Origin of the sequence: Siccirubricoccus phaeus (genome assembly GCF_008360935.1) — a bacterium.
GTDB lineage: Bacteria > Pseudomonadota > Alphaproteobacteria > Acetobacterales > Acetobacteraceae > Siccirubricoccus > Siccirubricoccus phaeus.
Genome location: NZ_SRXO01000001.1, coordinates 543500 through 557233 on the forward strand (window position 1 = coordinate 543500; position 13734 = coordinate 557233).

11 protein-coding genes are annotated in these 13734 nt (G+C 71.8%); all 11 read left to right on the top strand.

The genetic code is table 11. The features are described 5' to 3' along the window. Positions 1-294 precede the first annotated feature (294 nt). The 11 genes from E5N76_RS02305 (at position 295) to E5N76_RS02355 (ending at position 13732) form a co-directional block, all read left to right on the top strand. Positions 295-2730 (top strand): penicillin acylase family protein, encoded by a 2436-nt coding sequence (locus E5N76_RS02305; RefSeq protein WP_149535677.1) that lies wholly within the window; start codon positions 295-297, stop codon positions 2728-2730. Positions 2731-2997: 267 nt separating this feature from the next. Then, the gene (locus tag E5N76_RS02310; RefSeq protein WP_149535735.1) at positions 2998-3771 is read left to right on the top strand and encodes an arginyltransferase; all 774 of its coding nucleotides are present in this window, start codon (positions 2998-3000) and stop codon (positions 3769-3771) included. Positions 3772-4285: 514 nt separating this feature from the next. Next, positions 4286-4828 carry a hypothetical protein gene (locus tag E5N76_RS02315; RefSeq protein ID WP_187829929.1) on the top strand — a complete coding sequence of 181 codons (543 nt, stop codon included), beginning with the start codon at positions 4286-4288 and terminating at the stop codon, positions 4826-4828. 120 nt (positions 4829-4948) lie between these two features. Continuing rightward, positions 4949-5302 (top strand): hypothetical protein, encoded by a 354-nt coding sequence (locus E5N76_RS02320; RefSeq protein WP_149535678.1) that lies wholly within the window; start codon positions 4949-4951, stop codon positions 5300-5302. Beyond that, positions 5299-6552: an MFS transporter gene (locus E5N76_RS02325; RefSeq protein WP_149535679.1), complete on the top strand. Its 1254-nt coding sequence runs from the start codon at positions 5299-5301 to the stop codon at positions 6550-6552. Before E5N76_RS02320 ends, E5N76_RS02325 begins: the two co-directional genes overlap by 4 nt. Positions 6553-6698: 146 nt before the next feature. Continuing rightward, on the top strand, positions 6699-7916 hold the full coding sequence (locus tag E5N76_RS02330) for a CaiB/BaiF CoA transferase family protein (protein WP_235907539.1): 1218 nt from the start codon (positions 6699-6701) through the stop codon (positions 7914-7916). A gap of 171 nt (positions 7917-8087) precedes the next feature. Beyond that, positions 8088-8891, top strand: a complete 804-nt coding sequence (locus tag E5N76_RS02335; RefSeq protein WP_149535680.1) for an enoyl-CoA hydratase — start codon at positions 8088-8090, stop codon at positions 8889-8891. 239 nt (positions 8892-9130) lie between these two features. Continuing rightward, complete coding sequence (locus E5N76_RS02340; RefSeq protein ID WP_235907540.1) at positions 9131-9814, top strand: exopolysaccharide biosynthesis protein; 684 nt, start codon at positions 9131-9133, stop codon at positions 9812-9814. Between the two features lie 438 nt (positions 9815-10252). Next, a complete protein-coding gene (locus tag E5N76_RS02345) occupies positions 10253-10999 on the top strand; it encodes an ABC transporter ATP-binding protein (RefSeq protein WP_149535681.1) in 747 nt (248 codons plus the stop codon). Next, the gene (locus E5N76_RS02350) at positions 10999-11730 is read left to right on the top strand and encodes an ABC transporter permease (protein ID WP_149535682.1); all 732 of its coding nucleotides are present in this window, start codon (positions 10999-11001) and stop codon (positions 11728-11730) included. The genes E5N76_RS02345 and E5N76_RS02350 overlap by 1 nt, the downstream gene beginning before the upstream one ends. 4 nt (positions 11731-11734) lie before the next feature. Further along, on the top strand, positions 11735-13732 hold the full coding sequence (locus E5N76_RS02355; RefSeq protein WP_149535683.1) for a GldG family protein: 1998 nt from the start codon (positions 11735-11737) through the stop codon (positions 13730-13732). The last annotated feature ends 2 nt before the right edge of the window (positions 13733-13734 follow it).

A 13734-nucleotide genomic window follows, 5' to 3' on the forward strand; every position in this document is an offset into this window, starting at 1 on the left:
CGTGCTGGCCAAGGCCGCCAAGGGGGGGTGCGCCGCCGCCGGCGGGCCCGACCAGGGCGAGAGCATACCGCCCGAGGCCGCCACCGGCCGGAAGCGCGGCGGCGACGGCGGACCCGACCAGGGCGGAGCATGCCGCCCCGGGGGCCGCCACAGGGCCGGAAGTGCGCCGCCGCCGGCGGACCCGACCAGGGCGGAACGGGCCGGCCGGGACCGCCACAGGGCCGGATGCCCGCCCGCGCGACGCGCCCCGGGCGCGGTGGACGAGCGCCCGGCGCTTCGCGCATGGTGCGCCGCATGGACTCCCGCCTGTCGAGCCCCGGTTCCGCCTCGCGCCGGCGGCGATCGCGGCATTACCGCCGGCCGCCCTCCGCCTGGCGCTGGGCATGGCGTGGCCTGGCCCTGGTGCTGCTGCTGCCCTTGCTGGCGCTGGCGGCCGGGGCCGGCGCGCTGTGGTGGAGCCTGCCGGCGCGGCAGGAGAGCCTCTCCCTCCCCGGCCTCTCCGCCCCGGTGGAGGTGCTGCTGGACAGCCATGGCATCCCCCGCCTGCGCGCGGCGAACGAGCTGGACGCCGCCATGGCGCTCGGCCTGCTGCATGCCCGGGACCGGATGTTCCAGATGGAGCTGATGCGCCGCGGCGCCGCCGGCCGGCTGGCGGAGATCGCCGGCAGCGCCGTGCTGCGCAGCGACCGGCTGGTCCGCACCCTGGGCCTCGCCCGCCGCGCCCGGGAGGATCTCGCCACCCTGCCGGCCGAGACGCGGGCGGTGCTCGAAGCCTATGCCGCCGGGGTGAATGCCTGGATCGCCGCCCGCGGCCGCTTCGCCGCGCCGGAATTCCTGCTGCTCGGCGCACCGGAGCCCTGGGTGCCGGAGCATTCCCTGCTCTGGGGCAAGGTCATGGGCCTCTGGCTCTCCGGCAATTACCGGGAGGAGCTGGACCGCGCCCGGCTGGCCACCATCCTGCCCGCCGCCCGGCTGGCCGAGCTCTGGCCGGAGGATACCAGCCCCGGCCGGCCGGACCGCGTCGTGCCGGACCGCGCCGCCGCCCTGGATGGCGGCCATCTCGCCCGCCTCGCCGCCGCCCTGCCCCGCTTCCCGGAGCCCTTCACCCTGCCCGGCTCGGCCAGCAATGCCTGGGCGGTGACCGGGGCGCACAGCGCCTCCGGCGCGCCGCTGCTGGCCAATGACCCGCATCTCGGCTTCCAGGCGCCCATCCTCTGGTACCTGGCGCGGGTGGAGCTGCCGGGGGGACGGTTCCTGGCGGGCGCCACCGCGCCCGGGGTGCCCTTCATGGTCATCGGCCGCAATGAGAGCCTGGCCTGGGGCTTCACCACCACCACCTCGGACACCCAGGACGTCTTCGTCGAGCGGCTGGCCGGGGAGGACCGCTACGAGGCCCCCGGCGGCCCGCTGCCCTTCGCCGAGCGGATGGAGACGATCCGGCTGCGCGGCGCCGCCCCGGTGCGGCTGCGGGTGCGGGAGACGCGGCACGGCCCGGTCATCTCCGACCTCGATGCCGAGCCGCCGCGCGACACGGTGCTGGCGGTCGCCATGGCCAACCTCGCCCCGGGCGACACCGCCGCCGCCGGCCTGCTGGCGCTGAACCGGGCGCGGACGCTGGAGGAGGCGCAGGCGGCGGCTTCGCTCATCACCAGCCCCCCGCAGAACCTGACCGTCGCCGAGGCGCCCCGGGCCGGCGGCGCGGCGGGCGGGAGGGTCGGGATGTTCCTCACCGGCCGCACCCCGCTGCGCCGGGCGGGGGACGGCACCCTGCCTGCCCCGGGCTGGGATGGCAGCCATGACTGGCTGGGCTGGGTGCCCTTCGCCGAGCTGCCGCATGTGCCGGCGCCGGAAAGCGGGGTGGTGGCCAATGCCAATAACCGCGTGGCGCCGCCGGACCACCCGGTCTTCCTCGGCCAGCACTGGCCGGCGGATTGGCGCTTCCGCCGCATCGGGGAGTTGCTGGCGGCGGTGCCGAAGCAGGATGCGGCAGGCTTTGCCGCCATGCAGCTGGACACCGTCTCGCTCTTCGCCCGGGCGGTGCTGGCGGAAGACGGGAAGCTGCACCGCCTGCCGCGGCCGGAGGGGCTGGCCGGGCGGGCGCTGGACCTGCTGCTCGCCTGGGATGGCGACATCGGCGCCGACCGGCCGGAGCCGCTGATCTTCAACGCCTTCACCCGCCAGCTCGGCCGGCTGGCGCTGGCGGCGGGCGGGGTGCCGCCCGGGCTGGCGGAGGCGCGGAGCGGCTTCCTCCGCCGCCTGCTCGGCCCGGGGGAAGAGGGGGCGGCCTGGTGCCTCGGGGATTGCACCGTGCTGGCCGGGCGGGCGCTGACCGAGGCGGTGGCGGGGCTGGCGGCCCAGCTCGGGCCCAACCCCGGCGCCTGGCGCTGGGGCGCGCTGCACCAGGCGCGCTTCGAGCACCCGCTGCTGCGCGCCATCCCCTGGCTGCGCGACCGGGCGCGGCTGGAGGTGCCGACCGGCGGCGACGAGGCCACCCTCTCCCGCGGCGGGATGGGGCCGGCGAGCTTCGCCCATGTCCATGGGGCGGGGCTGCGGCTGGTGGCGGACCTCGCCTCCTCCGCCGGGGTGCAGGCGATCATCGCCACCGGGCAGTCGGGCCATCCGCTTTCGCCGCATTGGGCGGACCTGCTGCCGCTGTGGCAGGCGGGGGAGACGCTGAGCCTGGGCCCGGCGGCGGTGGCGGAGGGCGGGCGGCTGAGCCTGCGGCCCTAGTGTCCTGCCCGCGAAGTTCGCTGGATTTCCAGCGAACGCAGCGGACAAGCAGGCCACTGAAAACCAAGGCTAGTGGCCCGAGAACGAAGTCCGCAGGACTTCGGAATCGGGACACCGGAGTCCGGGCCGGCCGGCGCAGGCCCCCCCGCCGAGCGCCGGAGGGCAAGCGTGAGGCCGGGCCTCGCCGGCCGGGCGCAGCGTCTCAACGGCGCAACACGCAAGCGAATGGTTGATTTCCTGACCCGCCGCCCCGAGACTGTCCGGGAAATGCTGCAACGCCCACCCCGCCGGCCGCAATTCTTCTACACCACCGCGCCGTTGCCCTGCCCCTACCTGGCCGGACGCACGGAACGGAAAGTCGTCACCGAGCTGACCGGGCCGGAGGCGGAGATGCTGCATGACCGGCTCTCCCGCGCCGGCTTCCGCCGCAGCCACAACATCGCCTATTCGCCGGTCTGCCCCGGCTGCAATGCCTGCATCCCCATCCGCATCCTGGCCCCGGAATTCGAGCCCAACCGGGCGCAGCGGAAGCTGGCGAAGATCAACGCCGATGTCGCCGGCTTCGAGATGCCGGCCCGCGCCACCGCCGAGCAATTCGCGCTCTTCCAGCGCTACCAGCGGGCCCGCCATGGCGAGGGCGACATGGCGGCCATGGGCTTCTACGACTACCGCGCCATGGTCGAGGACACGCCGATCACCACCGGCATGATCGAGTTCCGCGACGGCCATGACGCGCTGCTCGGCGCTTGCCTGACGGATTGGCTGAGCGACGGGCTTTCCGCCGTCTATTCCTTCTACGCGCCAGAGGCGGAGCGGCGCTCGCTCGGCACCTGGGCGATTCTCTGGCTGGTGAAGCGGGCGCAGCAGCTTGGCCTGCCCTTCGTCTATCTGGGCTACTGGGTCCCGGAGAGCCGCAAGATGTCCTACAAGAGCCGCTTCCGCCCGAGCGAAGTGCTGATCGGCGGGAGCTGGCGGATGCTGCAGGAGGCCGAGGCGGCGCCGGAGCCGATCGACTGCCAGGTGAAGGAATCGATCGGCTAGTGTCCTGTCCGCGAAACTCGCTGGATTTCCGGCGAAGGCAGCGGACAAGCAGGCCACTGAAAACACAAGCCACTGGCCCGAGAACGAGGTCCGCAGGACTTCGGATAGGGACACTGGATCGGTTCACCTCGCCTGCGCTCGGCGAACTCGCCTCCAGCCCTTTGTTTGGTCGCATTTTCCGTCCGGCGATTCCGCCGGACTTGAAAGTGCTCCAGGCGGCTACCCCTCCCCCGCTGGCGGATCGGCGGCACTGCCGCCAACGGGTGGGATGCTCCGGCCCCGAGGCAGTACGGCGCTTACCCCCGCCTTGGCGACATCCCCCACCGCATTGCCGCCTCACCCGCGGCGGCGCTCCTCACCGGCCCCGTCACCCCAATCCGCGGCGGCGCCCCGCCACACCCCCACCCTGACCCTCCCCCGCCGAGCGGGGGAAGGGGCAGGCCCGGCGTCGCGCCTGGAAAACAATCCCGCCTTGCCAGTAGCCGGGGCCGGTGGGCGGCGCCACATTGGGGCGATGGCCCCGCAGATCCACCTGGCCGAGGCGCCCGACGGCGCGCTGACCTATGACATCCCCCTGCCGCCCGAAGCCCTGCCCCCCGTCCGGCCGGAGGAGCTGCTGGAGGCCTGGCACCTTGCCCGCCGCGCCGCCGCCCTGCGCCAATGGGGCCCGCGCCGCGTGCTGCTCTTTCCCCGCCCTGGCGGCGAGACCACGGAATTCGCCATCACCGACCGCGATGCCGGCTGCTGGGCGGAGGCGATCGACCGGGCCGCCGGCCTCGAGACCATCGGCGGCCTCGCCCTCTGCCTCCGCCTGCTGGCCTTGGTGGAGCTGCTGACCCGGGCGCCGAGCCTCGCCGCCCTGTTCGAGGTGACGGCCGAGGGAATCGAGCTGCACCCGTCCCTGCTGGCCGCCGCCGCCGCCCTGCCGCTGGACGCCGCGGCCCGGTTCGACGAATCCAGGCTGCGGGGGCTATTGTCCCGTGCGCTGCCGGAGCGCGGCGCGCGGCGCCGCCTGGAGCGGCCTCACGCCGGCCGTGCCGGGGCGAGGCCGCTCTAGTGTCCTGCCCAGGCCGCGGGCCTGCGGAATCAGGACACTGGGCTATTATTCTCTCGCATCTTCCGAGTCGTCAGGCGATTCCGCCCGGCTTGGACATGCACCAGCCTGAAAGTTCCCCCGATGATCCGCGACCGTTTCCTGCTCCCCTGCCTGCTGGCCACCGGGCTGCTCGCCGGCTGCGCCAGCGGCCCCGATCCGGCCGTGTCGCCCGTCGCCACCCCGCGCACCCCGCAGGGCAGCCAGGCCGAGCAGACCGCCATCGCCACCGCCTGCCGGCAGGAGGCGGACCGTATCGTCGCCACCCGCGACCGCGGCCAGTTGATGCGGGAGGATGAGCGGGACAGCCGGGTCGGCAGCCAGTCCTCCATCTTCTCCCAGCGCGCCGAGACCGACCGGCTGGGCCGGATCTTCGAGCGGGACCGCATCGCCAATGACTGCATCGCGCAGAACGCCCGCAGCGCCCCGCAGCGGTGAAGCCCGGCGGATTCGGCGCCAGCCTCGGCCCGCTGGGCCGGGCGCTGGCGCAGCGTGACGCAAGGCTGTTCTTCACCGCCTCGGTGGTGTCCTGGACCGGGCTCTGGGTGCATCGCATCGCCGTTGCCTGGCTGGCCTGGGAGCTGACGCGGAGCGCCTTCTGGGTCGGCCTGGTCGCCTTCTGCGACCTGGCGCCGGCGGTGGTGTTCAGCCCCATCGCCGGGGCGATCGCCGACCGGGTGGACCGGGTGAAGCTGACCATGCTGTCCCAGGCCGTCATCGCGGTGGAGGCGGCGACGGTGGCCGCCACCCTCGCCACCGGCTCGCTCACCATCGGCCTGTTGCTGCTGCTGGAGATGACCTCCGGCACCGCCGCCTCCTTCGCCCAGCCGGCGCGGCAGAGCCTGATGCCGGCGCTGGTGCCGCGGGCCGAGCTGCCGGCGGCGGTCGCCTGCAATTCCCTGTGCTTCAGCGTGGCGCGGCTGGTCGGGCCGGCCATTGCCGGGCCGCTGATCGCCTGGGGCGGGGTGGCGCCGGCGGTGGCGCTGAATGCCTGCGCCTATGTCTTCGCCAGCGTGACCATGCTGGGGCTGCGGGTGGACCCCGCCGAGCGCCGCGGCCATGCGCCGGAGGGCAGCATGCTGAACGAGGTGCTGGCCGGCTTCCGCTATGTGGCTCGCCACCCCGGCATCCGCCCGCTGCTGATCTTTGCCGCCACGGCCAGCGTGCTGATGCGCGGGGTGCAGGAGATCCTGCCGCCCTATGTGGAAAGGCTGTTCCATCGCGGGCCGGACGGGCTGGCGATGCTGACGGCGGCGATCGGCGTCGGCGCCCTGTTCGCCGGGCTGTGGGTGGCCAATCGCGGGCGGCTGGGCGGGGCGACGGCGCTTTCCGTGGGCGCGGTGGCGGTGCAGGCGGTGGCGACCATCGGCTTCGTCGCGACCGGCTTCTTCCCCTTCGCCCTGCTCTGCGCCGCGGTGCTGGGGGCGGCGGCCTCGGTGCATGGCATCTCCACCCAGACGCTGATGCAGAGCGCGGCGGACCACGCCATGCGCGGGCGGGTGCTGAGTCTCTGGGGGATGATCACAAGGGCCTGCCCGGCCAGCGGGGCGCTGGCGCTGGGCGCGGCGGGGGAGGTGTTCGGGCTGCGGGCGCCGACGATCGTCGCCATGCTGCTGGCGCTGGGGGTGGCCGCCTGGGGGGCGGGGCGGATGCCGGTGATGGTGCGGGAGCTGGAAAGCGCGGGCTGAAGATGGCGGCCTTGCCCTGACCGACCGGCACATGGTCCGCCGGGCACTCGTAGGGCGCGATCCGCTCCGGCCAGCGCCGTGCCGAGGGGGAGGCGACAGCCCCGCCGGCCCGCTCTAAGCTCCCCCTCGCCCGAGGAGGACGTCCGATGCCTGAAAGCCCGATCGACCCGAAGCTGATGACGGAAACCCGGCTCCCGCTCGCCGGGCTGCGCGTGCTGGATCTCACTTTGGCCCGCGCCGGCCCCACCTGCGTCCGTCATCTGGCCGATTGGGGCGCCGACATCATCCGGGTGGAGCCGCCGGCGGCGGGCGATGGCCTTGGCGGCGCGCGCGACGGCTTCGATCAGGTGAACCTCCACCGCAACAAGCGCGGCCTCTCCCTCGACCTCAAGAACCCGGCCGGCCACGCCGCCTTTCTCCGCCTCGCCGCGACGGCCGACATCCTGGTCGAGAACATGCGGATGCAGGTGAAGCACCGGCTGAAGATCGCCTATGACGACCTGAAGGCGCTGAATCCCCGGCTGATCTACGCCTCCATCTCCGGCTTCGGCCAGACCGGCCCCTATTCCACCCGCGGCGGCGTGGACCAGATCGCCCAGGGCATGGGCGGCCTCATGACCATCACCGGCGAGCCCGGCCGCGGGCCGATGCGGGTCGGCATCCCGATCAACGACCTCACCGCCGGCAATCTCCTGGCGATGGGCATCATGATGAAGCTCTATGACCGAGAGCGCACGGGCAAGGGCGGCTATGTCCATACCTCGCTGCTCGAAGCCCAGGTCTTCATGCTGGATTTCCAGGCCAGCCGCTTCCTGATGGATGGCGAGGTGGCCGGGCAGGCGGGCAATGACCACCCTGTGAACATCCCGATGGGCGTCTTCCCCACCACCGACAAGCCGATCAACATCGCCGCCTCCTCCCCCAAGCTCTGGACCAGTTTCTGCAAGGCCGCCGGGCATGAGGAATGGCTGGAGGTGGCGGAATGGAAGACCAATGCCGGCCGCAGCAAGGACCGGCAGCGGATCAACGCCGTCATCGCCGAGGTGACGCAGCAGCATTCCTCCGACTACTGGATCGAGAAGCTGGAGGAGGCCGGCATCCCCTGCGGCCCGGTGAACAACATCCGCGAGGTGTTCGAGGACCCGCAGGTGCAGCACCTGGAGATGGCGATGCCGATGAAGCACCGCACCCGCGGCGACGTCCATGTCGTGGCGCAGCCGGTGAACATCGAGGGCGTGGAGACCGGCTTCTACCGGGACATCCCCAACCTCGGCGAGCACAATGAGGAGATCCTGCGCGAGGCCGGCCTGACCGCCGCCGAGATCCAGGACCTCAAGGACAAGGGCGCCCTGGGCGGCGGCTGACCCTCGGGTCAGCCTGGCGATTCAGGGGGTCCGGGGCCCTGCGGCCGCTGGCGGATCCCCTGGCGAATGGAGGTTCGAGGGAGGGGTCGCGCCGCAGGGCGCGCCTCGCGGCGCGATGCCCTCCCTTGCTGTTGGCGCGGCATCGGCGCCGGTGACGAGGAGAGGCGAGGCATGAGCAATTTCGAATTCGCAGACGGAAAAATCCTCGCCAGCATCGAGGGCGGCGTCGGCAAGGTGGTCTTCAACCAGCCGGAAAAGCGCAACGCCATGTCGGTGAACATGTGGGAGGGGATGGGCGCCGCCCTCGACCTCTTCGCCGAGGACCCGAATGTCCGCTGCGTGGTCCTCACCGGCGCCGGCGACAAGGCTTTCGTGAGCGGCGCCGACATCTCCCAATTCGAGAAGGTGCGCAACAACGCCGACGCGCAGAAGGAATATGACAGGCTGACCAGCGCCGGCCGCCTGAAGCTCGCGACTTACGAAAAGCCGGTCATCGCGCAGATCCGCGGCTTCTGCATGGGCGGCGGGCTCGGCATCGCGATGTCCACGGATATCCGCATCGCCTCCGATGACAGCCAGTTCGGCATCCCGGCGGCGAAGCTCTCCATCGCCTATGGCTTCGACATGGTCCGCGCCCTGGTGGACCTCGTCGGCCCCGCCCACGCGCATATGATCCTGATGACCGGCGAGCGCTTCGACGCGAAGGAAGCCGAGCGCATCGGCCTGGTGAACAAGGTGGTGCCGGTCGGGGAGCTGGAGGCGACGGTGGCGAAGCTCACCGCGACGCTCGCCAACAACGCCCCGCTCTCGCTGAAGACCAACAAGCAGACGGTGAAGGCGGTCTGCATGGACCGCGCCGACCGCGACATGGAGAAGATCAAGGCAGCCATGGCCGCCTGCTTCGACAGCGAGGACTACAAGGAAGGCCGCCGCGCCTTCATGGAAAAGCGCAAGCCGGTCTTCACCGGTCGCTGATCCCCTATCGGTACGCAATTTTCCGGATGCGCCGGGCCCGGCCGCCCTTTAGGATGGCCGCGCCATGACGCGACCGGAAAGATCGCGCAGGCAGGCTTGGTTCGTCGCCGGTCAGCGCCATCTGGATACCCTCATCCGGTGGCCGCATCGCCGGGACGCCGGGCCGCAACAGGGGCGCGCGTACCATGGGCCGGGGGCAACCGGCCGCCAGGGATCGGGACGAAGGGCTAGGAGCAGGAATGGACGGTAATATCGAGGCGCCCATCGCCATGGCGCGGCCGCAGGGCTGCGACATGGCCACGTCCCCCCACCCTTCGGCGGAGGAGCATGCCGGCGCCCCGATCTCCCGCATCGTCGCGGAAGTGGTGGGACGCTTTCCCGGGGAACGCATCAGCCTCGGTGAGATGGCGGAGGCCTTCGGCGACCGCGCCTTCGGCCTGTTGATCCTGCTGCTGTTGCTGCCCTCGCTGCTGCCCGGCATGGCCTCGGTCTTCGGCACGCCGGTGCTGCTGCTCGGCATCCAGATGGGGCTCGGGCGGCAGGTGCCGAAGCTGCCGCGGATCCTCGCACGCCAGAGCGTGCGGCGGGAGGATCTGCTCCGCCTCACCACTTCTTCCTCCAAATGGCTGGCGCGGGTCGAGCGCTATGTGAAGCCGCGGCCGGGCTTCTTCACCACGCCGCTCTCGGACCGCATCTTCGGCTGGCTGACCGCCTATGCGGCGCTGATGCTCATCCTGCCCGGCCCCGGCACCAATGGCCCGCCCGCCTTCGGCAACATCGTCATGGCGCTCGGCCTGGTCGAGCACGACAGCCGCGTCACCGGCTGGGGCATGGCGCTGACGGTCGCCGGCTGCGCCTTCGCCACCTTCGTCCTCGGCGCCATCTGCTGGATGGGCGTCGCCGCCCTGGGCTTCATCGTCTGATCCCCGGGAAGCCGCTGCGCGGCTTCCCGGGGCCCCGATGTCGCTGCCTCCGATGTCGCTGCCTTCGCCGGGGCCGCGCACAGGCTGCCGCAGCGAAGCGGCGGCAGCGGAACGGGCGGCGGGGTTTGTAACGCGCGTCCGGCGCCCGGCCGGCGGGCCTTGCAAAGCCCTCGCACGCGAGTAAACCCGGGCTGCATCAGAGCGGGTCCGGCTCGCTTTCGCTCACCGGCCCCGCTCTGGTTTCTGCTGGGTTGCGTGATTCACGCTTCCGGTCGTACCGACCTCGAGTGATCACGCTCAGTCTGTTGGGTCGCGTGATTCACGCTTTCGGTCGTACCGACCTCAAGCGATCACGCTCAGTCTGTTGGGTCGCGTGATTCACGCTTTCGGTCGTACCGACCTCAAGCGATCACGCTCAGGGCAGCCAGGGGGGCAGTCTTGTCCGAGCTGATCGAGATCGAGCGCCTGACCAAGCGCTTCGGCGGCTTCACGGCCGTGGACGACATTTCCTTCACCGTGGCGCGGGGCGAGGTGCTGGGCTTCCTCGGCCCCAACGGCGCCGGCAAATCCACCACCATGCGCATGCTGGCCGGCTTCATGCCGCCCAGCTCCGGCACTGCCCGCATCTGCGGCGCGGATATCGTGGACCAGCCGGTGGCCGCCAAGCGCCATCTCGGCTTCCTGCCGGAAGGCGCGCCGACCTATCCGGAAATGACCGTCACCGGCTTCCTGGAATTCGCCGGCCGCATCCGCGGCTTCGCCGGCAGCGCGCTGGATGACCGGGTGGCGCATGCCATGCTGCTCACCCAGTTGGAAGGCGTTCGCCTGCAGCCGATCGAGACCCTCTCCAAGGGCTTCAAGCGCCGCGTCGGCCTGGCCCAGGCGCTGCTGCACGACCCGCCGGTGCTGGTGCTGGACGAGCCCACGGACGGCCTCGACCCCAACCAGAAGCACGAGGTGCGGGAGCTGATCCGCCGCATGGCGCCGGAGAAGGCGATCGTCATCTCCACCCATATCCTGGAGGAGGTGGGTGCCGTCTGCACCCGCGCCATCATCATCGCCCGCGGCCGGGTGGTGGTGGATGCGCCGCCGGCGGTGCTGGAGGAGGAAGGCAGCACGCTGGACGACGTCTTCCGCCGCCTGACCCTCAGCGAAGCCGCGACCGTCACCGAGGACGCCTCCTGATGGCCCCGGCCCTCATCGTCGCGCGGCGGGAGCTGGCCGGCTACTTCGCCACCCCCGTCGCCTATGTGTTCATCGTCATCTTCCTGGTGCTGGCCGGCGCCCTGACCTTCACGCTGGGGAATTTCTTCGAGCGCGGCCAGGCGGATTTGCAGCCCTTCTTCGCCTTCGTCCCCTGGCTCTTCCTCTTCCTCGTCCCGGCGCTGACCATGCGGCTCTGGGCGGAGGAGCGCCGGCTCGGCACCATCGAGCTGCTGCTGACCCTGCCCTTGCCGCAATGGCAGGCGGTGCTGGGGAAATTCCTCGCCGCCTGGGCCTTCTGCGCCATCGCCCTGCTGCTGACCTTCCCGCTGGTGGTCACGGTCAACCTGCTGGGCCAGCCGGATAATGGCGTGATCCTCTCCGGCTATCTCGGCTGCCTGCTGGTGGCCGGCGCCTATCTGGCGGTCGGCGCCGCGGTTTCCGCCATGACGAAGAACCAGGTCATCGCCTTCGTCCTCGCCGTCGCGCTCTGCTTCGTCTTCGGCGCCGCGGGCAGCCCGGTGGTGACGGAATTCCTCTCCACCCGCCTGCCCGTCCTGGCCGACATCGCCCGCGGCATCTCCGTCGCGGAACGCTTCGGCGGCTTCACCCGCGGGCTGGTGGCGGCACGCGACCTGGTCTTCTTCGCCAGCTTCATCGGCTTCTTCCTGTTCCTGAACGCGGTGGTGCTGGACCACCGGAAGGCGGATTGAGGGCATGAGCACGACCCTTCCGGCCTCCGCTTCCGGCACCCCGCAGAAGCCGCCGCGCACCGGCGCACCGGATAAGCCCGCGCGCGCCGGGACGCGGCGGCTCTGGTCCTCCGCCCTCGGCCTGCTCGCCGCCGCGGTGCTGGCGGTCGGCCTCAACATGCTGGCGGAGCGGCTGCTGCCGCGCGCCCGGCTCGACCTGACGCAGCAGCGCCTCTACACCCTGGCGGATGGCACGCGGCAGATCCTCTCGGGGCTGCGCGACCCGATCACGCTGCGCCTCTTCTACTCCCGCCGGCTGGGCGCGGAGATCCCGGTCTATGGCGCCTATGCCGACCGGGTGCGGGCGATGCTGGACGAGTACGTCGCCCTCTCCAACGGCCGCCTGAAGCTGGAGGTCTACGACCCCGAGCCCTTCAGCGAGACCGAGGATCGTGCCATGGCGCTCGGCCTGCAGGGCGTGCCGGTCGATCAATCGGGGGAGCAGGTGTATTTCGGCCTCTCCGGCAGCAATCTGGTGGATGAGGAGCGCAGCATCGCCTTCTTCCAGCCGGACCGGGAGCGCTTCCTGGAATACGATCTGACGCGGCTGGTCTATGAGCTCTCCAACCCGACGCGGCCGGTCATCGGCGTGATGTCGCCGCTGCCGCTGAACGGCGATCCGCGGGCGATGATGATGCGCAACCCGGCGCTGGCCCAGCCCGCCGTCGTCATGCAGCAGCTCCGGCAATTCTTCACCGTCCGCGACGTGCCGCTGGATGCGCAGGCGATCGAGCCTGACGTGCAGGTGCTGATGGTGGCGCATCCGCAGCACCTCTCGGATGCCGCGCAATACGCCGTCGACCAATTCGTGCTGCGCGGCGGCAAGCTGATCCTGCTGCTGGACCCGCACAGCGAGAGCCAGGCGACCCGCCCCGGCCCCACCGGCCAGCCGCCGAGCGACACCGCCTCCTCCCTCCCCCGCCTGCTGAACGCCTGGGGGCTGGAAGCGCCGTCCGACCAGGTGGTGTTGGACCTCCGCGGCGCCTGGCGGGTGCGGGCCAATCCGCAGGACCGGGTGCAGGCGGTGGATTACGTCGCCTGGTACAACCTGACCGGCGACAGCCTGAACCGCGCCGAGGTCTCGCTGGCGCAGCTCGAGCAGATCACCCTCGCCTCGGCCGGCCAGGTGCGGAAAAAGGAGGGCGCGGCGATCGAGTTCACCCCGCTCCTCACCTCCTCGCCGCAATCCATGCTGGCGGATGCGCAGCGCGTGCGGCAGGACCCGAACCCGGTGCGGCTGCTGGGCGATTTCCGCCCCTCCGGCGACCGCTACGTGCTGGCTGCCCGCATCCGCGGCGAGCTGGCGACCGCCTTCCCGGACGGCCCGCCCCCGCCGCCCGAGGGCGCGGCGCGGCCGGAGAATTTCCCCGCCCATCGCGCCCGCAGCGAGGGGCCGGCGAACATCGTCCTGATCAATGACAGCGACGTGCTGGAGGACCGCTTCTGGGTCCGGGTGCAGGAATTCTTCGGCCAGTCCGTCGCCACCCCCTTCAGCGGCAATGGCAGCTTCATCGGCAACCTCGCCGATGCCCTCTCCGGCTCGGACGCGCTGATCTCGCTGCGCAGCCGCGGCGAGAGCCTGCGCCCCTTCGAGATGGTGGAGAACATTCGCCGCGAAGCGGATGCGCAGTACCGCCAGACCGAGCGCCAGCTCACCGAGAAGCTGGAGCAGACGGAACGGCGGCTGCGCGAGCTGCGCCAGGGGAGCGGTGGCGGCCAGGGCAGCCAGGCCCAGGCCGTCATCACCCCGGAGCAGCGGGCGGAGATCGACGCGGCGCGGGCCGAGATCGTCGCCACCCGCCGCCAGCTCCGCGCCGTGCAGCTCGATCTGCGCCGCGACATCGAGGGGCTGGAGACAGTGCTGCGGCTGATCAACGTGGCGCTGGTGCCGGCGCTGCTGACGATCTTGGCCATCGCGCTGGCGGTGCTGCGGGCCCGCCGGCGCGCGGCGGCGAGGGGCTGAGA